Origin of the sequence: Cohnella lupini (assembly GCF_003386205.1) — a bacterium.
Lineage (GTDB): Bacteria > Bacillota > Bacilli > Paenibacillales > Paenibacillaceae > Cohnella > Cohnella lupini.
Genome location: NZ_QRDY01000031.1, coordinates 1 through 23,036 on the forward strand (window position 1 = coordinate 1; position 23,036 = coordinate 23,036).

The 23,036-nt window shown below is 51.1% G+C and carries 16 protein-coding genes; 15 read left to right on the plus strand and 1 reads right to left on the minus strand.

Going from position 1 to position 23,036, the window contains the following annotated elements:
• Positions 1-211, plus strand: a 211-nt coding sequence (locus DFP95_RS29190) for a hypothetical protein (RefSeq protein ID WP_220376476.1), incomplete at its 5' end; no start/stop codon positions are given.
• Between the two features lie 667 nt (positions 212-878).
• Here the strand turns inward: DFP95_RS29190 and DFP95_RS26335 are convergent.
• Positions 879-2,795 (minus strand): ABC-F family ATP-binding cassette domain-containing protein, encoded by a 1,917-nt coding sequence (locus DFP95_RS26335; protein WP_181907621.1) that lies wholly within the window; start codon positions 2,793-2,795, stop codon positions 879-881.
• 162 nt (positions 2,796-2,957) lie between these two features.
• Between DFP95_RS26335 and DFP95_RS26340 the strand changes: the two genes are divergently transcribed.
• The 14 genes from DFP95_RS26340 (at position 2,958) to DFP95_RS26405 (ending at position 23,010) form a co-directional block, all read left to right on the plus strand.
• Positions 2,958-3,599, plus strand: coding sequence for a 5-formyltetrahydrofolate cyclo-ligase (locus tag DFP95_RS26340; protein WP_181907622.1), 642 nt, complete (start codon positions 2,958-2,960; stop codon positions 3,597-3,599).
• Positions 3,599-4,090 carry a cyclic pyranopterin monophosphate synthase MoaC gene (gene moaC, locus DFP95_RS26345; RefSeq protein WP_425453329.1) on the plus strand — a complete coding sequence of 164 codons (492 nt, stop codon included), beginning with the start codon at positions 3,599-3,601 and terminating at the stop codon, positions 4,088-4,090. Before DFP95_RS26340 ends, moaC begins: the two co-directional genes overlap by 1 nt.
• Before the next feature lie 50 nt (positions 4,091-4,140).
• Entirely contained in the window at positions 4,141-4,635 is a 495-nt protein-coding gene (locus DFP95_RS26350) for a MogA/MoaB family molybdenum cofactor biosynthesis protein (RefSeq protein WP_115995663.1), read from the plus strand.
• A complete protein-coding gene (locus DFP95_RS26355; protein WP_115995664.1) occupies positions 4,632-5,681 on the plus strand; it encodes a molybdopterin-binding protein in 1,050 nt (349 codons plus the stop codon). Before DFP95_RS26350 ends, DFP95_RS26355 begins: the two co-directional genes overlap by 4 nt.
• Before the next feature lie 53 nt (positions 5,682-5,734).
• Entirely contained in the window at positions 5,735-5,974 is a 240-nt protein-coding gene (locus tag DFP95_RS26360; RefSeq protein ID WP_115995665.1) for a twin-arginine translocase TatA/TatE family subunit, read from the plus strand.
• A gap of 102 nt (positions 5,975-6,076) precedes the next feature.
• Complete coding sequence (gene tatC / locus DFP95_RS26365) at positions 6,077-6,853, plus strand: twin-arginine translocase subunit TatC (protein WP_115995666.1); 777 nt, start codon at positions 6,077-6,079, stop codon at positions 6,851-6,853.
• A gap of 164 nt (positions 6,854-7,017) precedes the next feature.
• Positions 7,018-8,289 (plus strand): methyl-accepting chemotaxis protein, encoded by a 1,272-nt coding sequence (locus DFP95_RS26370; protein WP_115995667.1) that lies wholly within the window; start codon positions 7,018-7,020, stop codon positions 8,287-8,289.
• Between the two features lie 232 nt (positions 8,290-8,521).
• A complete protein-coding gene (groES, locus tag DFP95_RS26375; RefSeq protein WP_115995668.1) occupies positions 8,522-8,806 on the plus strand; it encodes a co-chaperone GroES in 285 nt (94 codons plus the stop codon).
• Between the two features lie 91 nt (positions 8,807-8,897).
• The gene (gene groL / locus DFP95_RS26380) at positions 8,898-10,529 is read left to right on the plus strand and encodes a chaperonin GroEL (protein ID WP_115995669.1); all 1,632 of its coding nucleotides are present in this window, start codon (positions 8,898-8,900) and stop codon (positions 10,527-10,529) included.
• 339 nt (positions 10,530-10,868) lie between these two features.
• Positions 10,869-16,826 carry a DUF6528 family protein gene (locus DFP95_RS26385; protein WP_115995670.1) on the plus strand — a complete coding sequence of 1,986 codons (5,958 nt, stop codon included), beginning with the start codon at positions 10,869-10,871 and terminating at the stop codon, positions 16,824-16,826.
• Positions 16,827-17,039: 213 nt separating this feature from the next.
• Entirely contained in the window at positions 17,040-19,364 is a 2,325-nt protein-coding gene (locus DFP95_RS26390; protein ID WP_115995671.1) for an AraC family transcriptional regulator, read from the plus strand.
• A gap of 222 nt (positions 19,365-19,586) precedes the next feature.
• On the plus strand, positions 19,587-20,489 hold the full coding sequence (locus DFP95_RS26395) for an ABC transporter permease (protein ID WP_245987988.1): 903 nt from the start codon (positions 19,587-19,589) through the stop codon (positions 20,487-20,489).
• Positions 20,490-20,511: 22 nt separating this feature from the next.
• Positions 20,512-21,387: a carbohydrate ABC transporter permease gene (locus DFP95_RS26400; RefSeq protein ID WP_115995672.1), complete on the plus strand. Its 876-nt coding sequence runs from the start codon at positions 20,512-20,514 to the stop codon at positions 21,385-21,387.
• Positions 21,388-21,429: 42 nt separating this feature from the next.
• Positions 21,430-23,010, plus strand: a complete 1,581-nt coding sequence (locus tag DFP95_RS26405) for a type 2 periplasmic-binding domain-containing protein (protein WP_115995673.1) — start codon at positions 21,430-21,432, stop codon at positions 23,008-23,010.
• Positions 23,011-23,036 lie beyond the last annotated feature (26 nt).

A 23,036-nucleotide genomic window follows, 5' to 3' on the forward strand; every position in this document is an offset into this window, starting at 1 on the left:
GAAGAAGAACATCGGAAAGCCGGATGAGGGAAAACTTCACGTCCGGTTTGATGCAGGGGGAGCTGGAAAAGTAAAAGGAGGGCATACGCCCTCCAATGAAATTTCAGTTCTCTACTCTACTCAGACTTACATGACGCTTACCGTCCCAAAGCCGGCGAGACCATGTAACTGCTGTGATCAGAAGTTAATACTCCCTCTGTTATTAAGGTAGGAAGTAAGATGGGGTGTAAGTCATCCCTATCAAATACGATTCTTTTCAATGTATTTTTGAAGCTCGTTCAATAATAAAGCTGGATAAAGATGTTTTTTATTCCTATTGGTCTCCGTTTGACCTATTCCTTTCATAAGTTCGGTCTATAGTGATATTCTTCATCCTACTTTGATAGCAAAAGCGCTTGATAACTCCAATAGAGATGATTACCATTCTACTTTTGATCAAGTCATACAGCGAAGCATGCTTTAATCTCGAAGAGATGAACGACGAAGTCGTTTTTACTTGTATCGCTGTTCCTGCTCGACAAAAACTGCAGCAGCTAACCAAACGATTACAGACGAATAATATCCAATTAACGCTCCGAAAACAATGTGGACAAACTTATCCACACCCCCTGTGCACAATGTGGACAAGGTCAAAAAACGCTGGTAGATCAGCGATTGAAAGCCCCTGAAAAAAGAACTAGTTTTTCATGGAGGAGGTGTGGACAGTGTGGACTGTGTGGACAAAATGGTGGAAAACTATGCCTGATCGCAAAAATCGACAAAAAAAAGCCTGCGTACCAAGGGATTAGGGACTTTCTTAACGATGTCCGAATTCCCGTTTCTGTACGCAAGCTGTGGATAAAGATGTGAATAACCGAATTTCCAGTAATTCCGTGTACCTACTCGTCCATTAAAGCTTCCCAAGCCTGAAAGGCTTCGTCCAACTCGTTCCGTTTCTTCTCCGTTAGCTCTTGCTTCTCCCGAAGCTTCATGTAATCCGTCGCCATTTCCGGAGAAGCCATTTCGATTTCGAGTTTTGCGATCTCTTCCTCCAGCCGCGCAATGTCGGCTTCCGCTTGTTCGCGTTTACGGGTACGCGCGCGATCCTCGCGCTTAGCCTGCTTATCCGCCTCGTAATTGCTAATCGCGGAAGGAGCATTCTGTGCGGATGCTTGGCTGCGGGTAGCCTCCCACTCTTTCATTTCTTGTTTTTTGGCAACCATCTCGTCATAATTGCCCAGGAAATTTTCCGTGCCGTCCGGCGCCAATTCGACAATCCTGTCGGCGATCCGGTTCAGGAAATAGCGGTCATGGGAAACGAAGATCAACGTTCCGTCATATTCGTCCAGAGCAGCCTCAAGCACCTCGCGGCTCATAAGATCCAGATGGTTGGTCGGCTCGTCGAGCAGAAGAACGTTAGCTTTGCGCAGCATCAGCTTGGATAGAGCGACGCGCGCTTTCTCCCCGCCGCTTAGGGCGCTGACCTTCTTGCGAACGTCGTCGCCGCTGAACAGGAAGTTGCCGAGCACGGTGCGGATTTCCGCTTCGGGATGCATGGCATAGGCGCTCCATACTTCTTCCAGAACCGTATTGGCCGGATTAAGCTCGCGCTGCTCTTGGTCGTAATAACCGAGCGACACGCCTGCACCCCATTCGATTACGCCCGTGCGAAGCGGTAATTTGTCGATTAAAGCTCGGAGCAATGTCGTCTTGCCTACTCCGTTTGGCCCGAGAAGAGCAAGTCTTTCTCCTCTTTTTACCTCGATCGTAACGTTCTTAAACAGCGGAGCCATCTCTTCCTTGGGAGCTGCGGAACAATTAATGGCCCTAAGTACTTCTTTGCCGCTTCGGCGCTCCGTCGAGAACGAGAAGCTTGCTTGACGCAACGAGCCGGGCTTCTCCAAGCGTTCGATCCGTTCCAATGCATTGCGCCTGCTCTGGGCTCGGCGAGTGGTGGATGCGCGCACGATGTTGCGTTGCACGAAATCCTCCATTCGGGATATTTCTTTGCGCTGCTGTTCGTAGAGCTTGAGCTGTTGGGCGAAAGCCGCTGCTTTGAGATCCATGAAGCGGCTATAATTGCCCGTGTAGCGAACGGCCGCATTCCGCTCTATCTCGACGACGGCGGTGACGGTAGCGTCTAGGAAGTACCGGTCATGCGAAACGATGACCATCGCGCCGGCGTAAGATCGCAAATATTGCTCCAGCCAGGTAAGCGTATCGATGTCCAGATGGTTGGTAGGCTCATCGAGCAGCAAGAGCTCTGGCTGAACAAGCAACAGTCTGGCGAGCGCTAGCCGAGTTCGTTGCCCGCCGCTTAGGGAGGAAACCTCGGTGTCGGGAGCGAAGCTGCCGAAGCCCATGCCGTGCAGAATGCTCCGGATGCGATTGTTCATCTCGTAACCGCCGCTTTCGCGGAACTTCTCGCTCAGATCGGCATATTGCGCCAGCAAAGTCTCGTATCTTTCCGAGTTTGCCAACTCGAGCGGATCGGCGATCCGAGCCTCCATACCTTGCAGAATACGTTCTTGCTCCAGTAGAAGACCGAACGCGGAAGTCATTTCTTCCATAATCGTTCGATGCCCTTGCAGTCCGCCGTTTTGTGCCAAGTAGCCGATCTTAAGCTCTCTTGGCTTAGAGACCGAGCCTGTATCGGCGGTTAATTCTCCCGCAAGAATGCGAAGGAACGTGGATTTGCCCGCTCCGTTAACCCCGACCAGTCCGATGCGGTCGCGCTCGTTGATCTGCAGCGAAACCCCGTCCAGGACGGGAGTGACGCCATAATGTTTAGTAATGCTGGATGCTTGTAAAAGCAAGAGGAATCCCTCCGAAAAGTTCATATCGACCCTACGCTCCAAGTGTACCGTAAATACGCTCGAAAAGTCCAAACCGTTATGTTTTGGCGAATAAAGCCATAAAATGATAAAATGAAAACAGAATATCACTTTCATGGGATACCGAAGGCAGGCTCGTGGATAATGGTCGAGATACATGGGAAATCGGACAAATCAAAGTGGCGCAAACGACTGGTGGCAATCAGAGACGGCATGACGCCGGCAGAGAGAGAAAATCGCTCCGTGCAACTGTGCCTCTTGGTGGAGAATGAAGTACTTAGCCCGATTAGAAGTCGATTGGATCGACCGATGAATCTTTGCGCATATGCGCCTTTCCGCTCGGAAGCCTCTCCAATTCCTCTAATGGAGAGATGCTGGGAAAAGGGAGATCGGATTTACGCCCCGCGAATCATTCCCGGCGGAGAAGGAATGGAGCTGCGCAAGGTCGAAGACATGTCTGATTGGATTCCCGGCAAATGGGGAGTTCCGGAGCCCGATCCGACGCGAACCGATTTAATGGATGTTTCGTTAACTTTAGATGTAGTATTGGTTCCGGGAATCGCGTATAACACGAATGGCGCGAGATTAGGATACGGCGGCGGGTATTATGATCGTCTTTATGCAGGAGTCGGACGGACGAGCGACGCAACCGCGACGTTATGGATCGGGTTCGCTTTCTCGGATCAGGTCATAACGGAGCCGTTGCCGCTTGAACGGCACGATCTTCGGCTGAACGGCGTGGCGACCGAAGAACGCTTCATTTGGTTTGACGAGGGGGAAGCATGATGGACGGAACGACGGATAGACTGACTCATTTTAACGATCAAGGCAGGGCGCGGATGGTCGATGTTTCGGACAAAGCGGTTACGGCGAGAGTAGCCGTTGCCGAAGGCCAAGTTACGATGGCGCCGGAGACGCTGCGGAGAATTCTGGAGCGCTCGATAGCGAAGGGCGACGTGCTTGCCGTCGCGCAGATCGCGGGCATTCAAGCGGCCAAGAAAACGTCCGATTGGATTCCGATGTGCCACCCGCTTCCGTTAACCGGGGTGAACATTCATTTCGCGGATAACGGGCAGGACATGCTTACGATTACCGCCGAGGTAAAGACAACGGGTAAAACGGGAGTCGAAATGGAAGCTTTGACCGCTGTTTCCGCTGCCGCGCTTACCGTTTACGATATGTGCAAAGCCTTGCAGAAAGATATGGTTATCGGCCCTATCAAGCTGTTGACCAAGACGGGCGGCAAAAGCGGCGACTATGCCCTGATAACGGAATAATTTATTGGAACGACGATCAGGCTCGTATATTGGGAGCGGAGGGATGAAAGATGCGATGGAAAGTCGCCTTGTTGACGGCTAGCGATAAAGGCTCTCGCGGGGAACGGGAAGATACGAGCGCGCAGGTCATAAGAGAATTAATAGAAGAGGAATTGATGGGAGATATCGTCGATTACCGTATCGTTCCGGACGATCAAGACGAAATACGCGCCGCCCTTATCGAAATGGTCGATTATTTTCAAGCCGATCTCGTCCTGACTACGGGAGGTATAGGTCTCGCTTATCGCGATGTTACGCCTGAAGCGACGCTGATGATCGCGGAACGGATCGTGCCGGGGATTCCCGAGGCGATGCGGGCGGCCGTTACGCAACGTTCGCGTCAAGGCATGTTATATAGAGGGATTTGCGCGATAAGGGGCCGCACGCTGATCCTGAATTTACCGGGAGATCCCAAAGGAGTCCACGAACATCTAATGGCCGTTATGGACGTGCTTCCTGAGGCGTTGGATCAAGTGAAGGGGTTGCGAGGGGAGCTGGGCGGATGACGGCTTCCGATAATCCGAAAGGGGAGAAGACTACCGTAATCAGTTCTTCTTCCTTAAGGGAAGTGAAGGTTGAGGATGCCATTGGCATGGTGTTAGCCCATGATCTAACGCAAATCCTTCCCGGCGAATTCAAAGGCAGACTATTTTCCAAAGGCCATGTCGTCGTTAGCGACGACATTCCGAAGCTGAAGGATATCGGCAAAGAGAACCTCTACGTAATCGAGCTCGCGGATACGGATCTTCACGAGGACGACGCGGCTCATCGAATGGCCGTCGCTTTAAGCGGATTAAATACGACGTTCGGCGCCCCTCATGAAGGCAAAGTATCGGTGAAGTCGGGAATTACCGGTCTAGCATGCATCGAGCGCGAGGTGGTGGACGAGATCAATAGCTTGGGCGAGATCGCGCTGGCCACGATTATCAATAATCGGGTCATCCATCCGGGAGAAACTCTGGCTGCGACCCGGGCGATTCCGCTTATCGTTCCGGAGCTTAAAGTTCAAGCGGTCGAGCGCATTGCGATGGATTACCGGGATAAGCACGGCAGAGCTCCGATCAGCGTTCGTCCTTTCCGTAAGTTGAGGGCGGGGCTGCTGACCACGGGCAACGAAGTATTCACGGGAAGAATCCAAGATAAGTTCGGTCCGGCCGTGAGAGCCAAGCTGGAGGCGCTAGGTTCCGAGGTCGCCGAGCAACGGTTCGTGCCGGACGAACGCCATACAATTGTCAAGGAAATTCACTATTTCCTGCAACAAGGGTATGATATGATACTCGTGACGGGCGGAATGTCGGTTGATCCGGACGACCGTACTCCCGGAGCCATCGCGGAAGCCGGAACGGACGTCGTAAGCTACGGAACGCCGATGTTGCCGGGCTCGATGCTACTGTTCGGATATTTGCGTGGCGTGCCGATTTTCGGCTTGCCGGGATGCGTCATGCATGACCCTTATACTTCATTTGACGTTTTATTGCCTAGAATACTGGCTGGAGATACGGTCGTGACAGACGATATCGTCGCAATGGGTTACGGCGGATTACATCGTTGATAAGAGAAACCATCGGGTTGATTGCAGCCCGCAGAAGAACGGAGGTTTTATAAATGTCCGGAATAGGTGCTTCGGGTATTATTTTGCTCGTGCTCATCGCTTTATTGCTGTTCGGGCCTAACAAACTCCCCGAATTGGGAAGAGCGTTCGGCCGCACGCTTCGGGAATTCAAGAAGGGCGCCAACGATCTGATGGACGATTCCAAAGACAAGGATCGCCAGGCGAACAGAGTAGACGTCTCCGCGGAGGAGACGCAACAACTGCCAAAAGTTGAACGGCGACTTCCTGAATAACGGATCGGCAATCGGCAAGGAACACACTAAGGGGCTGTCCCTCTGCGCAGATGAATTATTTGCGAAAGGGACAGCCCTATTGTTGCATGGAGGCGAACTGTGATGAAGGAAAAACCAACCCCCTTGCGGGATGAGGATTGGATGCCGTTAACGGAGCATTTGGGAGAGCTTCGCAAACGGATAATCTATTGTTTGATCGTATTCGTCCTCGGACTAGTGGGAGGGCTATTCGGAGCGCAGCCCGTTTTCGACTATTTGGTGGATGCCGCTCCCGTGGACAATCTGGATCTTCACGCCTTCTCGCCGTGGGATGCAATCGGTCTCTACATGAAGTTCGCGATTCTCATTTCTTTCATCGTAGCGATTCCGTTCGCGATGTTTCAATTATGGGCTTTCGTAAGACCGGGCTTAGGGAAGAAAGAACAGAGGGCGACGCTGCAATTCGTTCCTTGGGCGTTGATCATGTTCTTAATCGGACTCGCGTTCTCTTACTTCGTCGTGTTTCCGATGGCGTTTCTATTTACCGAGAAGATTACGTTTAACCTGGGACTGGAGCAAACCTATGGAGTGACCCAGTACTTCTCGTTCTTGTTTAATATTTTGCTTCCCATTTCATTGCTGTTCGAGCTCCCGCTCGTTATTTTATTCCTGAGCCGCATCGGAATCTTAAATCCGCAGATGTTGCGGAAAATGCGGAAAGTCGCTTGGTTCATCCTCATTCTCATCGGAGTCATGGTTACCCCTCCGGATTTCATTTCGGATATATTGGTTGCCGTACCGCTCGTCTTGTTATATGAGGTCAGCGTTCTGTTGTCCCGGATGGCTTATGGCAAACGGATGAAGGCGCGTGAGGAAAAAGACTTGGATGAAACGGACTAACCGACCCATAGGCAAACAACCGATACGGGACTAAAGCACGAGAGCTTTACTCCTCAAAAAGAAGCAAAAAGCACCAAATTTCGATATTCCATTCGGGAAAATTATGATACACTTGTTTCAAGAAAGGGCTTACATCGGTTGTTATATTCGGGAGGGACTTGGGGATGCGGAATTTGACTTTAGGTCGTAAAATGACGTTGGGTTTCATTGGTTTGATCGTGCTGTTGGGCTTGGCATTCGTGCTCTTGCTCATGGAAATGGACCTTGCGGAGCATAAAACCTTGTTCATCGAAGTGATTATCATTTTCTTGGTTTTGGCGGGAGCCGCAGGCTTCGGGCTGACTTGGCTAGCGCGCAATTTGAGCGAGTCGATCGGCGGAGTGACGTCGACGCTGCGGAATATCGCTTCCTCCGGCGGAGACCTTACGAGACGCATACATATTAGATCTACGGACGAAATGGGCGATCTGGCCGGAGCGGCGAATCATATGCTCGACGGCTTGCAGAAGATGATGAGGGAGCTTCGCGATAGCACGGCGGAGCTTGCGGCGTCCGCGATCCTGTTAAAGCAAGGCGCGGACGAGAACGCCCGCGTGAGCAGCGAAGTTTCCAAGGCCGTGGAGAAGGTAGCAGCGGGATCGGAAACCCAAGTCGCGCAGTCCCAAGAAATATCGGCTACGATGCAAGAGACGTTGGATGGCCTTAATCAAGTCGCGGCCACGACGACGGGCGTTTCCGATGCCGCTCAGTCAACCGTGAGCCGTGCGGCGGCAGGCTCCGAATTGCTGCAATCGACGTCCGGGGAAATCGCGCAGGTAGAGAAAGCTTTCCGTTCTTTGCAGGAAGTCGTAAGAGGCTTGAACGACAAATCGGAGCAGGTTCGCGAAGTCATCGGTTATATATCCGAAGTCGCGAATCAGACCAACCTGCTTGCCCTTAACGCGGCGATCGAGGCCGCTCGCGCAGGCGAGCATGGCCGAGGCTTCGCGGTCGTAGCCGGAGAAATCCGCAAGCTGGCGGATCAAACGCAGCAATCCGCCGTTCAGATCGGAGATACGATCGGAACGATGTCGAGCGATATCGGACAAGTGGCCGCGATGTTCGAGCAAAGCGCCGGTCAGGTATTCTCGGCCGTGTCCGGAATGCAGAACGCCGAAGAGACTTTCCGGGATATCGTGGACAAGGTCGGTAGCCTAAGCGCGAATATCGTCGACGTGGCCGCATCTGTCGAACAGATGTCGGCGGGAAGCACGTCGGTGGTCCAGTCGATCCAAGATATCTCGCGCATAACGGAAGAGACCGCGTCGTTCACCGAGCAAGTATCCGCGATGACGGAGCAGCAACAGTCCTCCACGGAAGAGATGGCGCGTACGGCCGAGAATTTGAGCTCGATGGCCACACGACTGAAAGGCTTGGTCGGTAATTTCAAGACTTAGCAGCAAGATCTCTCAGAAGATAACGATGGAATAACCTTCATATCGTCACGGATCCGCGATAAAAGCGGATCCGTATTTTTTTTGTGCAGGTTTAATGTAAAAGGACTTGAAAACTATCGGCAAAAACCGTATCATAGAAAATGGTTATTAGCACTTAACACAATCGAGTGCTAACAGGAATGATGGCTTCAAGAAAAAAACATACACCTACTTAAGAAGGAGGCTATTTACAATGATTAAACCTTTGGGTGACCGCGTTCTTGTGGAAGCGAACGCAAAAGAAGAAAAAACGATCAGCGGTATCGTATTGCCGGATACCGCGAAAGAAAAGCCGCAAGAAGGAACGATTATCGCGGTGGGTAGCGGAGCTTTGACTAAAGACGGTGAACGGATCGCGCTTGAGGTAAAAGAAGGCGACCGTGTGTTGTTCTCTAAATATGCGGGCACTGAAATCAAGTACGAAGGCAAAGAGTATTTGATCATGAAAGAAAGCGATATCCACGCAATCGTCGGTTAAGACTTACTTAAGCTTGCGGCAGGAATCGGTAATCATAGGGCGACCGTAAACGGCAGCCTATAGGAACAGATCTTAAGGAGGGTAATTAACGATGGCTAAAGAAATTAAATTCAGCGAAGACGCGCGTCGCGCAATGCTTCGCGGTGTAGATGCATTGGCGAACGTAGTAAAAGTAACGCTCGGACCGAAAGGCCGTAACGTCGTTCTCGAGAAAAAATTCGGTTCCCCGCTTATCACGAACGATGGCGTGACGATCGCTAAAGAAATCGAGCTGGAAGACGCATTCGAGAACATGGGCGCGCAGCTTGTTAAAGAAGTCGCAACGAAAACGAACGATATTGCCGGCGACGGTACGACTACGGCAACCGTTCTTGCGCAAGCGATGATTCGCGAAGGCTTGAAAAACGTAACGGCGGGCGCTAACCCGATGGTCATCCGTAAAGGAATCGACAAAGCGGTTAGAGCGGCTGTAGAGGAATTGCAAAAGATCTCCAAACCGGTCGAAGGCCGTAACGATATCGCTCAAGTTGCCGCTATCTCGGCAGCGGATGACGAAGTCGGCCAATTGATCGCGGACGCCATGGATAAAGTCGGCAAAGACGGCGTTATCACGGTCGAAGAATCCAAAGGCTTTAACACGGATCTTGAAGTCGTAGAAGGTATGCAATTCGACCGCGGCTACATTACTCCGTACATGATTACCGATACGGATAAAATGGAAGCTAACCTTGACAACCCGTTGATCCTGATCACCGACAAGAAAATCTCGAACATTCAAGAGATCTTGCCGGTACTGGAGAAAGTCGTTCAATCCGGCAAGCAATTGCTGATCATCGCGGAAGACATCGAAGGCGAAGCGTTGTCCACGCTCGTCGTTAACCGTCTTCGCGGAACGTTCACATGCGTCGGCGTTAAAGCTCCGGGCTTCGGCGATCGCCGCAAAGCGATGCTGCAAGATATCGCGGCTCTTACCGGCGGTCAAGTGATCACCGAAGAACTGGGTCTTGAACTGAAATCGACGACGGTACAACAATTGGGTACGGCACGTCAAGTGCGCGTAAACAAAGAAAACACGATCATCGTAGACGGTTCCGGCGACAAAGCGGACATCACTGCCCGCGTAAACCAAATCAAAGCGCAAATCGAAGATACGACTTCCGACTTCGACCGCGAGAAATTGCAAGAGCGTCTGGCTAAATTGGCTGGCGGCGTTGCGGTTATCAAAGTCGGCGCAGCTACTGAAACCGAGTTGAAAGAGCGCAAACTTCGCATCGAAGATGCTCTTAACGCGACTCGCGCGGCAGTAGAAGAAGGAATCGTTTCCGGTGGCGGTACGGCACTCGTGAACGTATACGGCGCTGTTGCAGCGGTTAGCGCTGAAGGCGACGAGAAAACGGGCGTGAACATCATCCTTCGCGCACTGGAAGAGCCTATTCGCACGATCGCGGCTAACGCAGGCCAAGAAGGCTCCGTTATCGTCGAGCGTCTGAAGAAGGAAGCCGTAGGCACGGGTTATAACGCGGCTACCGGCGAGTGGGTTAACATGTTCGAAGCCGGAATCATCGATCCGGTTAAAGTTACTCGTTCCGCGTTGCAGAACGCTGCGTCCGTAGCGGCCATCTTCTTGACGACCGAAGCGGTTATCGCCGATAAGCCAGAGAAGGACAAAGGCGGCGCTGGCGGCGGAATGCCTGATATGGGCGGCATGGGCGGCATGATGTAATAGAGGTAAAAAAAGACCTGTAAATTTGATTTGAATAAGATTCGAGGCCTCTCAGGACAACTGAGAGGCCTTTATTTATTGGTGCGCCGTCTTAACTATAAAATGGAGTAGCCCTCGACCGATATTATCGGTGGTCGAGGGCTGTTAAGGTTGTTTCAAGCCCAAACCCATTTTTTTCTTCTGCGGAAGTTGGGTTTACACAAAAATAGAATTTAGTTAACAATAGACCGTTACACTCGAGGTTATGACTTTCAAGCAGAAGATAAAGGTGGTGTAGCCTGAACTCTGGAACCTGTCGTATATTCATGTAAATATCATCCAAAGATAGGGAGTTATATCATGCAAATCACATCAAAGAAATACTCTAAATTGCTAAGCATTCTCCTGTTATTTTCCATGATATTAACTATTATACCGCCGATGGCGGCATCGGCAGCCGAGCCTGTATCGAGTCTTGCCGGCAACGGCACGATGAATGACCCTTATGAAATCGGCAACGAGGCGGAATTGTTATTCGCCGTCGGAAAGATGAATACCGGCGACGCGACCTATAGCGTTTCGAAGACGTATGCCTTGACGGCGGACATCGCTCTGACGAGCAACTTCCCCATGATCAACTCGTTCGCCGGCACATTGGACGGTCAGGGGCACAAGATTACCGGACTTGTCATCGCGGCTAATAACACCACGGGTAACGTTGGTTTTATCAAGAACGCCACCGGCTCCGCATTGATTAAAGACTTGATTATCGAGAATGCATCGGTTATCCGTAACTTCACGTCGGTGATGAGAACGCAAGACGGAATTCTCGTTGGCTATATGACCGGTACGGGACATATATCTGGCGTTCAGGTCACAGGTTCGATTACCGAGTCGGTTACCGGAGCCGCGGGGGACCACGATCACGCCGTCGGCGGCATCGTAGGCTCGAGTTACACGGGCACGGCCAACGGTACGGTCATAGAAGACTCATTCTTCAAAGGAACCGTTAAGTTAGACGGTACCGTAGGCTTTAAAGTCGCTCAGGTTGGCGGCATTGTCGGCTTCACGACGAATACAATCGTGCGTCGGAACATCGCGATGGGCGATATCTATAACTATGTGACCCCGAACTCGAACGCCACTTACTTCAACGCGTCGCTGATTGCGGGTCTTCTGACGAACAACTCGCCTCTTAATAGCAACGTTGCCTACGAGGGCACGGTTCACTATAAGTGGGATGTCTTAACGGGACGCGTCGCTAATAAAGATATCGGAAGTCTATATGGCAATACGCCCTCGCCCGTAACGGGCAGCAATAACCTGTCTAGCGAAGATATTATGATGCAGCGGGACGAGGGCTCCGATCAGAATCCGTACCGGATCACGACGAAGCCCAACACCGACAATGTGGTCAACGCGGCTATCACGCCGAAGACGCCGTCGGATCTCCGAGAACAAGCTACCTATGAAGCGATGAAATGGAATTTCGACACCCGTTGGCAGATGGATGCCGTAAACGGATATCCCGTATTGTCGTTCAAGAAAGACGAGAATGCGTATCAGCTCTTCGGCGATGGCACCGCGGCCGATCCGTTTCAAATCGGGAATGAAGAAGATTTGCTGTTCGCCGTCGAAAAAATAAATGACAGCGATTCGATCTACAGTAGCGCGAAAGCCTATATCTTGACCTCGGATATCGCGCTGACTGGGAACTTCCCTATGATAGATAACTTCAGCGGCGTGTTCGACGGTCATGGGCACAAAATTACCGGATTGACGATCGTAGCCGGCGATACGGGGGGGAATGCCGGTTTTATCCGAAACGCCGTCGGCAGCGCCTTAATCAAGGACCTGATTATCGAGGGCGCGTCGTTTAATCGTCGTTTCACGTCGGTGGCGCGGTCGCAAGACGGGATCCTTGTGGGCTATTTGAGCCAGACAAGCCATATCTCCGGCGTTCAGGTCACCGGCTCAATTACCGTAACGGTATCCGGGGCTGCTGGTGATCACGATCACGTCGTCGGCGGAATCGTAGGCTCGGCTTATACGACCACGGTCGATGGAACCACCATTGAAGACAGCTTCTTCAACGGAACCGTTAAGATCGACGGCGACACGGCATTCAAAGTCGCGGAGGCAGGCGGAATCGTCGGTACGACGACCAATAGCATCGTGCGCCGCAACATCGCGATGGGCGACATCTATAACTACGCCACGCCCACCGCTACCGCTACTTATTTCAACGCTTCGCTGATCGCGGGCGTCCTGACGAACAACTCTACCTTTGACAACAACGTTGCCTACAAGGGGACGATCCACTACAAATGGGATGTTCTAACGGAAGGCTCCACGAACAAAGACATCGGCAGTCTCTATGCCAATACGCCCGCGCCTGTTAAGGGCAGCAATAACCTGGCTAGCGAAGATATCATGATGCAGAGAGACGAGGGCTCCGATCAGAATCCGTACCGGATTACGTCCAAGTCCAGATACGACAATGTCGTGAACGAGTATATTTCGTTGAAGACGCCGGCGGAGCTTGCGCAGAAAGCGGCCTATGAGGCCATCAACTGGGATTTCGACACCCGTTGGAAAATGGATGCCGTAAACGGTTATCCGGTCTTGAAGTTTATCAGCGACTCCGCGGAACACGAAGAACCGCTCTATACGATCGCGGCCTTCAGCGATATGCATATCGACTATGGTTTGCAAGATAACGCCGACACCGTCCGGCAGCAAACCCGCAAGGCGATGGCCAAGATCAAAGATGAAGAGGATCCCGACGTCGTGATCATTTCGGGCGATTCCATTAGTACCCACGGATCGCCGATCTGGGATGATGCGACCTTCGACAAGGTTACCTCCCAAATGACGGATGCGTTCAAACAAACGACCAAAGACGGCAAAGTACTCTATACCAACGGCAACCATGATTACGAGGTCGGCCTTACCGAATACAATTCGGGAGCCTACATCGACGCGATGATGCAGGCCGACGTTGGAGCCTATGAGGATGTTCTTTACGAGGATGCCGTCCGGAAGACCAATCTTATCGCTTACCATTATGAGATCGACGGCATTCATTTTATCGGTATCAACACCCCTTATAATGGCGATGGAGCCATTACCGACTCCATATATACTCCGGAATCGATCGAATGGGTGAAGAACATTCTAGCCGGAATCGGTCAAGAGGAACAAGTGATCGTGATGGGGCATTACGGCCTGTTGGATTCCCGCGGGTTAACCCCCGACTATGGGCTTCATAACAGCAACGGCATGGAAGCCGAATTGAAAAGAATTCTGCTGGATCATCCGAATCTGCTTTACATTTACGGACATGATCACGGCGGCCCGGAGCAATTTATCGAAAGGGATACGTATGAACGCGTGACTCCCTACAATGCCGACGGCAGCATCGAGCCTGTCCGCAACGCCCGTTCCAGCGGTTTCGTCTCCAGCTTCGCCGGTTCGCTCAGTTATTACAACAATCGCTTTAATGCAGGAGCGCTCTCGGCCGCGCAGCCGCTGGTCGTGCAGTCGTTGATGATCTACGTCTATGCCGACCATTACGAGCTGCAAATGAAGAACTACGGCGAACAGACCGGAGCCGTGGCGACCCCGCGGTCCTTCAAGATCCCGTTCAAAAAGCTGATTACTTCGTCCGAGTACACGATCGACAGAGGCCGAAGCACGGTTACCGATATTGCCCACAAGACCACGATCGGCGATTTCATCCAAGGATTCGATCAAGCGAACGAAATTAAGGTTTATGATCTTGCGGGTACCGAGATTACCGATAAAGGCCGTTATGTTCGGTCGGATATGACGGTCAAGCGCATCGTGAACGGCGCCGAAGGCGATTCCCTGCGCGTGTTGGTGAACAAAGCCGCTCTGAACTCGGACGGCCCATATCCGCTCTCTACCGTTCCATCGTCCGCGGACACGGAGATGGTGGTAGGCGCCGACCAGAAGGACAACAAGATTGTCGTATACAATCAGAACAGCCCCGATTGGAACGACAGCGGTTCCGTTGTGTGGAGCTGGAAGCCGACTACCGCAGAGGGATTTAGAAATATCGGAAAATATACGAACGTAAGCGACGCGAAATTGCGCTACAGCGATTTTTACGGCGGATACGTGGCGCTTACGACGGCCTCCGGCGGCTTCGTAGGAGTGATAGACTACGAGACGGGAGAGAGTCTGTTCTCTCGCAATAATGTCGTAGAGAACAATCCCCATTCCATCGAACTGCTGCCGGATGGCAATATCGCGGTCGCGAGCAGCACCGGCAATGCGATTACCCTATACGCGTCCTCGCAAGGGGATAGCAACGGTTATTATTCGCGAGTTTCCTTGCCGGGAGCTCACGGCGTGACCTGGGATCCGAAGCGTGACGTGCTCTGGGCAATCGGCGATTATCAGGTAGTCGCTTATAAGATTACCGGTACGGCGGAGCAGCCTGTTCTAACGCTTCAAGAGGATTTAGCTACCGATCTTCCTTTCGTCCAAGGAGATATCGGAGCCTGGGGTCACGATCTATATCCGGTTTACGGGAACAATGATCTGTTCTGGGTCGTCACGGGAGATAACGTGTTCCAGTTCAATGCCGCGACCCTAACCGTCAGCACGGACTATGAAGGATACAACGATATTTACAGCAAGAACATGAAATCCATCGGCAACCAGCCATTCTCCGGTACGATCATTCGCGCGGTGCCTAACGAAACGCTGAATCCCAACTGGAACACCGAAAAGGTAGAAATCTACCGACCGGACGGCCAGGGCGGATACACCAAAGAAGAGCGGACTCAAATCCGAGAGACGTTCTACAAGGCGCGGGTCTGGTATTATACCTATCAAACGGCGGCAGGCGTTGCCCCATCCGTCACGAAGGTGACCGTATCCCCTGCGACGATCGAGGTCCAGAAGGGTGAAACGCAGAAATTCCGCGCGATCGTTACCGCGCAAGGTGGCGCGCCGGAGAGCGTCACTTGGGCGGTTTACGGTAACCAAGCAGCAAATACGGCCATTACGAATGACGGCACGCTGACGATTGCCGCAGACGAGACTGCGACAACCCTGACCGTGACCGCGACATCCGCCTTCGACGGCACGAAGGTCGGCACGGGCACCGTGACCGTTACGGATGAGCCGGTTCAGCCGATCATTCTGCAAAGAATCGTGCAGCCGGGTAATATCGCGGAGCTAGCTAACGGCACTCCTAAAACGGCGGAAGCACTCGGGCTGCCCGCGTCAGTCACCTTAGCGACGTACGGCGGCGGCACCACAACCATGCCGGCGGCTGTTCATTGGAACGTGGCTTCCAGTTCCTACAACCCGTCTCTTGCTTCCGCTCAGACCTTCACGGTAAACGGAGCGGTGACGTTGCCGGACGGAGTGACCAACCCGGACGACGTTCCGCTTACGGTCACCGTCAGCGTGTCGGTTAAAGCCCGCAGCTCCGATGGATCGGCTCCGACGTACTATACGATTACCGCTTCGGCGGGCGAGAACGGCAGTATCTCGCCTTCCGGTACGGTCAATGTGGTAAGAGGCGGAAGTCAAAGCTTCACGATTAAAGCGAACGACGGCTATAAGATTGCCGGCGTTACCGCGGACGGACAAAATATCGGCAACGTTTCAACCTATAGCTTCAGTAACGTGACCGCTAGTCACAGCATTAGCGCATCGTTCGTTAAAGAGGAGATCGTCATAACTCCTCCTGACGAATCGACGGATAAGCCGACGGATAAGCCAAACCTCGACGATGTCAAAGCAGGCGCGTGGTATAACGATGACGTGGATTTTGTCGTTGCGCACGGGTTAATGAAAGGCACCGGCGATCATACGTTCAGTCCGAACGCGGAATTGACCCGGGGAATGATCGCTACCATTCTCGGACAGCATTACGGCTTGGACGTAAGCAAGTACGGCGAGAATTCATTCGATGACGTGGACAGCAACAAGTATTACGCCCCTTATGTCGAGTGGGTACGCGATGTCGGAATCGCCGGGGGGATCGGGAACAACAAGTTTGATCCGAATGCGCCGATTATACGGCAGGACTTGGCCGTTATTCTCATGAGATACGCGGGGGTTGCCGGATTAAACCTCCCCGTAGTCAAAGAGAATACGGGATTCAAAGATGACGCAGACATCTCGACTTATGCGAAAGATGCGGTTAAGACGTTCTTTATGGCGGGAATCTTCACCGGGAAGCCGGGCGGAAAATTCGATCCGAAAGGCGTCATTACCCGAGCCGAGGTTGCGGCTATTCTGCATCGGTTCATCGAGACGGCAATTAAGGAATAATTGAAATCACGAACAGAAGGCTTAACAAAACAGCGCAGACTGGACGGTAGCAGCATGTCCAGGATGACGCTGTTTCTTTTTCTTAAAAAGCCTCGAGTAGTCCTCGCAGGAGCAACCACTTAATGTTTATTTGATACTTTGTTAACGCAAGGCAAACGGTTGATCGGTACAATATGAATATTCCTTATAATCTGTTTGTGGCGGTGACCTAGCGTGGCAAGATTCAAAGTCGTTAACCGGCTGATTCAAGGTCGGATGTTAATGTTCAAAATACAGCTTTTCATTACCTTGTTAATACTTGTCCCAATCGCGATTCTAGGTACTGTCTATTATCAAGAGGCTAAAGGAATGGTATACAAGAATTTCGGAGAATCCAATCAACAAGCGTTGAATCAATTTTCCGCATCCGTGGAGTTGGTCGTCGATAATATCATCGATACCTCCAAGCAGTCGTATAAGGATAGTCGTTTGAACGGGATTATGGCAAGCGCGGCTTCCGACGATCAATTTGCCGATTGGGACTATATCAATCAGAAGATCAATCAAATTAAGGCTTCCAATCGTTATGTTCATTCCGTTTATTTATATTTAAAGAACAGCGGCAAGATTATCTCTACCGAATATGGGATTACCGACGTGGCTCAATTTCCCGACCAACATTTTATGCAGTGGTACAACAACGACAACCGAACGTTAATCGTCTCCGATACTCATCCCGTTAAATTATGGAACAATAGCCCTCAGAGTTTAGATGTGTTCTCGGTATATGCCCATCTCCCTCTGGATCGGGCGAACAATTACAATGGAGCTCTCATTATCAATATCGATCAATCATTGGTATACCGAGAGCTTCTCGATCATGTGCCGGATGGAACCGAGGCTCCGTTCCTTGTGCTCAACGGCAAGAAGGAAGTTATGATTTCGGGATCCAAGGAAGATTTGTATCAGGATATTCGTAGTTGGCCTCACATGCAGAACGAATTTTCCGATGCCAGCGGCAGCTTTATTACGAAGAAAGAGGGCAAATCCCACATCGTGGTTTACAATACCGCCAATAACCGGGGATGGACCTACGTGGCCATGTATCCATTCGGCGGAATCGCTAAAAGCATTCAATTGATCCGAAACATTATTCTGTTGATGAGTATTGTCCTGCTGGCCTTCAGCCTAATCGTATCCATGTTGTTTACGATGCGTGCCGTAAAGCCGGTTAATGAGATGCGCAGGCACATTCACGCGAGGACTCGCCGAAGCATCGGAGAGGGCAATGAACTTGGCGGCATTCGGGATGCGGTGTTGGATTTACTGGATAATCACGAGCGGCTGGAGGAGAAGCTGGAGCTAACGGTTCCCGTATTCCGGGAGAAAATTCTCAATAATCTTATGCGGGGCGTCTATGCAAGCTGGGAGGAGATCATTTATAATCTTAAGCTGTTTTCGTTGGAGCTTCCGCGTACGGACTTGACGCTGATGCTGTTCGAACTGGACGTAGATGAGGAGAACGGCGGCATTCAGGCAAAGAATGACAGTATATTGCTCTATTCCGTCATGGAAGCGATAACGGAATACTTCAGCTTAAAGCACGTCAGAAGCTTCGGGCTGGTGAATAATGCCAATCAAATCGTCGTGGCGCTGGAGATCGGACCGGCGGGGGCCGGAGAGCTTCGGACGAAGATTAAGGAGTTGCAGCAGATCCTGCTGAATAGCCTGCATGTTTCGATAACCGCGATCGTGAGCGACGAGCCCACGGACCTTCTTAACATCTCGAAAAACCACCGGGAAGCCCAGAGATTGCTGAAACACAAAATATTGTACGGCCGAAGAAGCATAATGCTGACCAGCGAGATCCGACACGACAATAGGACGGAATACAATTACCCCTACGATAAAGAGGAGCTTCTCAAAAACCACATTCGCGCTTGCTCGAAAGCGGAGGCACTGGCGTTGTTCATGGAAATGCTGGGAGGCATAAGCAAGGACCAGAGCTACCGGAATATGTACCAGTTCGTCTTCCACTTGAACAGTACGTTCATGGCGTTAATCAACGAACTCGGCTTCTCCATTAATGAGATTTACGGCGAGGAATACAGCATCGAGAGACTTAGTAATCTGAATAGCATGGAGCGGGTGGAAATCTTCTTTACCGATTTGATCCGAAGGATCGTCGATGTGATTGAAGCCAATAAAGCCACTCGAATGAGCAAATATTATCACCGAATCGCCAGTTATATTAAAGATAGCTTTATGAAGGAAATCACACTGGAATCCGTGAGCGAGCAGGTGAATTTAAGCCCTACCTATATTAATCAAATTCTGAAAGCTCGCACTGGCAATACGTTCGTGCAGATTCTCAACACGACCAGAATTGAGAAGGCTTGCTCCATGATGCAAGAGGAGGATCACAAGATCAAGGACATAGCGGAGTGCGTGGGCTTCAGCAGTTCCAAGTATTTCATCAAGATCTTCAAGGAGATCAAGGGCGTTACGCCCGGCAAATACGTGAAGGGCTATCATATCGAATGGAACGAGAATCCTTGATAGATCAAGGATTCTTTTGTTTAGTGGTATCCGTTTTGAGATTGTGGAGTCAGGATTACTAGAAAACGGCATCGTTTGTCAGATATTCCGATTTACGCTTTAGAGGCGAGATAGCTACACTTAAGGCGGTTGGACAAATGATAAAGAAAGGAGGATGTGATCCTGAACACGATCGCCGCGCCAAATAGGAAACGTTCGGTTCGAACAGTACAAAAGGGAGTCTTGGCGGAGGTATGGAAATACCGGTATCTTCACTTGTTGGCACTGCCCTGCATTCTTTATTTTCTCGTCTTCAAGTATGTGCCCATGTACGGTATCATTATTGCCTTTAAGGATTATAAGGGTATGAACGGCTTCTCGGGCATCGTCCATAGCGACTGGGTAGGACTGAAGAATTTCAACTTGTTCTTCAACTCCATCTATTTCTGGAGACTGGTGCGAAATACGGTGGTGTTGAGTGTATATCTGTTGATCTTTGCTTTTCCAGCCCCGATTATTCTGGCGTTACTGATCAATGAAGCGGGGAAAGCCTGGTTCAAGAGAGTGGTGCAAAGCATCAGTTATATGCCGCACTTCCTGTCATGGGTCGTGTGCGCAGGACTGGTGTTGCAAATTCTGTCGCCTACCGGCGGGCCGGTCAATGCGTTGATGGAATTGATGGGAAGAGATCCGGTGGCATTCGTCAGCGATCCTCATTACTTCCGAACCATTCTGGTACTTACGAACATCTGGAAGGAAGTCGGATGGGGAACGATTATTTATTTGGCCGCCATAACAAACATCGATCCGGAGCTTTACGAAGCGGCTACGATGGACGGAGCCCGAAAGTGGCACAAGATGTGGTTCATCACGTTGCCGGGGATTAAGGAAATCGTAGCGATCATGCTGATTCTCAGCATGGGTAATATTCTTGATGGCCATTTCGAGCAAGTATTCAATCTTTACAGTCCGGCGGTCTACGAGGTTGCGGACAACTTCGATACATACGTCTACAGACAAGGACTCGTGGAGGCTAAGTTTGCTTATTCGGCTGCGGTGGGCTTATTCAAGTCGGTTGTGGCGCTGGTGTTGGTCGTATTGGCCAATCGTGTAGCCAAGCGGCTTGGTTCCGAAGGCTTATGGTAGTAGCGATAACAGGAGGATAGCCTTGAAGCTTACTTTAGGTGAGAAAGCGTTCGACGTAGGCAATACGATTCTGCTCATTGTATTGTGCATGGCCATGCTTTACCCGATTTCGTTCGTATTTGGACGTTCGTTGATGACGGATCTGGACAGGGCGGCTCATCCCTTCTCCATCTTCCCTATGCATTTGGATACTTCCGGATACCGGTACGTCTTCTCGTCGGGCTCTTACATCGTGAACGCCTATATGATTACGATTGTGCGGACGCTGGTCGGGACGCTGTGCAACTTGCTGTTTACGGCGGCATTTGCCTTCGTGCTGTCCAACAAGGAATACCCGCTGCGTAACGCGCTTACCATGATCATTTCGTTCACGATGTGGTTCGGCGGCGGTCTGATTCCGGTGTTCCTGCTCATCAAAACCTTGGGCTTGTACAATCATTTTGCCGTGCTGATCTTGCCGGGGCTTATAAGCGTGTGGAATGTGTTGATTCTTCGGAACTTCTTCATGCAGTTGCCAAGAGGGATCATAGAATCGGCTAGAATAGATGGGGCCAACGATCTGGTCATATTTCTGCGGATCGTGCTGCCGCTGTCTTCCGCCGCATTGGCTACCATCTCCTTGTTCTATGCGGTTGGCCATTGGAATTCCTGGTTTGACGCCATGATCTACATTAATGACAAGGATTTGTGGCCCGTTCAGGTGTTCCTAAGGGAGATAATCAACAATACCAATCTGAACAATTTGATCCAATCGGATGCCGTGGTCGAGGTGAGCCCTCCGGCGCAGTCGGTCGTCATGGCGACGATTGTTGTAACGACGTTACCTATTTTATGCGTATACCCTTTCTTGCAGCGTTTTTTTGTCAAAGGAATGACCGTAGGTTCAATTAAAGGTTGATTGATAACGCGAAATTATAAGAGATGGAGTGGGAGAAAGCATATGAACAGGCATACGAAAAAAAAGACAATGATTACGTTATTAACTGGCGCGTTGGCATTTACGGTATTGGGTGGTTGCGGAGATGGCGCACAAGACGAAGGCAAGGCAAGTTCCGATGCGAACGCAAGCTCGGAGGTCAAGGAATTGAAGCAAACCGCGCCGCTGAAGCTAGTCAGAAGAAGCTTGGCCACCCGCGAGAACGGAACCGACAATCAGAAGGTACTAGAAATCATCCAACAACAATCCGGCATCCAAATGGAAGCGGAAGTTATTCCAAGGGATGCTTATCCCGACAAGATTAATCTGTTGCTGGCCTCGGGGGATCAGTTCGACTTTATCGAAGGACAGCTCGTCAACTGGACGACGTTGAAGGACAAGGGCTCCATTATGCCGTTGAACGAACTGATCGATCAATATGGGCCGAATATCAAGACTTACATGGCGGATGCGCTTGAGGTCATGAAGGACAAGGATGGCGTTATCTGGGGAATTCCAAGAAGAGAATCTTTCCCGACCGGTTATGCCCCGACGATCCGGAAGGATTGGCTTGATGCGCTCGGAATGCAGATTCCGCACACGATGAAGGAATTCGAAGCCTATATGGCGGCTGTCAAAAAGACGGATTTGAACAAAAACGGGAAAAACGATGAAATCCCGCTGCTGCACTCCTGGAATCTGAACGGACTTTTGCAAATATTCCAGCCCTACTTCATGGGAGTCGAATCCACGCGGTATCTGAAGGATAACCAAGTTATTCCAGCGGTTAGTGCGCCGGGTTACAAAGAGATGCTCGCCACGTTCAGGAACTGGTATGCCCAAGGGTATATCCTGAAGGATTTCGCCACGATCAATGCCAATCAGATTAAGGATCTTGTGCTGGCGGATCGAGCCGGCGCCTACTCGGGCTGGTACAATTCGATGGTCGGCAACCAGATCACGATGAACGAAACCAATCCCAACGTGTCTTACGAGCCGTTGCCTCCCCTCGAGGATGCGCCGTCTACAGGTACCGCGGCTTGGGGAAGCAACGCCAAATACTCTTCTACGCTGCTTATTCCAAGTACAAGCAAGAATGCGGCCTTTATGATCAAGTATTTGGATTGGGTTTTGGCCTCTCCGGAGAACGTAATGTTAACTATGAACGGGATCGAAGGAGAAAATTGGGAGTGGGTAGACAAAGGCCAGAATACCTTCACGCTTCTGGAGAACGCCACGGAACGCTACTCGGGCTATTACAATTTGGCGGAATTCAATGACCCGGCGATATGGCCGACCTATGTGCCCGCGGATTATGATATATCGGGAAAGATCGACTTGAAGCTGAGGGAAACCTATAAAAACTATAAATTCGTCGAGCCTTTCGATGCCGCTATCCCGTACACGTTAACGGGAACGCCCGCGGAGAATCTTACCGGCGACGGCACGACCAAAATCGCCGAAGCGCAAGTTCAATATATTATCGGAGCCATCGACGAGGCCGGTTGGGATAAGGCCGTACAAGAGTACATGGAGATCGAAGGAAACATCCTGACGGAAGTTTGGACTTCGCAGTACCAAGAATTCACCTCAGGCAAAAAGTAACCCCGTTTCAGAATAGCTACAGGGCT

What these genes read in the sequence shown, in the direction of transcription:
- DFP95_RS26340 (WP_181907622.1), top strand. Translation starts at nt 2,958, where the DNA reads ATGGTCGAGATACATGGGAAATCGGACAAATCAAAGTGGCGCAAACGA.
- moaC (WP_425453329.1), top strand. Translation starts at nt 3,599, where the DNA reads ATGGACGGAACGACGGATAGACTGACTCATTTTAACGATCAAGGCAGG.
- DFP95_RS26350 (WP_115995663.1), top strand. Translation starts at nt 4,141, where the DNA reads ATGCGATGGAAAGTCGCCTTGTTGACGGCTAGCGATAAAGGCTCTCGC.
- DFP95_RS26355 (WP_115995664.1), top strand. Translation starts at nt 4,632, where the DNA reads ATGACGGCTTCCGATAATCCGAAAGGGGAGAAGACTACCGTAATCAGT.
- DFP95_RS26360 (WP_115995665.1), top strand. Translation starts at nt 5,735, where the DNA reads ATGTCCGGAATAGGTGCTTCGGGTATTATTTTGCTCGTGCTCATCGCT.
- tatC (WP_115995666.1), top strand. Translation starts at nt 6,077, where the DNA reads ATGAAGGAAAAACCAACCCCCTTGCGGGATGAGGATTGGATGCCGTTA.
- DFP95_RS26370 (WP_115995667.1), top strand. Translation starts at nt 7,018, where the DNA reads ATGCGGAATTTGACTTTAGGTCGTAAAATGACGTTGGGTTTCATTGGT.
- groES (WP_115995668.1), top strand. Translation starts at nt 8,522, where the DNA reads ATGATTAAACCTTTGGGTGACCGCGTTCTTGTGGAAGCGAACGCAAAA.
- groL (WP_115995669.1), top strand. Translation starts at nt 8,898, where the DNA reads ATGGCTAAAGAAATTAAATTCAGCGAAGACGCGCGTCGCGCAATGCTT.
- DFP95_RS26385 (WP_115995670.1), top strand. Translation starts at nt 10,869, where the DNA reads ATGCAAATCACATCAAAGAAATACTCTAAATTGCTAAGCATTCTCCTG.
- DFP95_RS26405 (WP_115995673.1), top strand. Translation starts at nt 21,430, where the DNA reads ATGAACAGGCATACGAAAAAAAAGACAATGATTACGTTATTAACTGGC.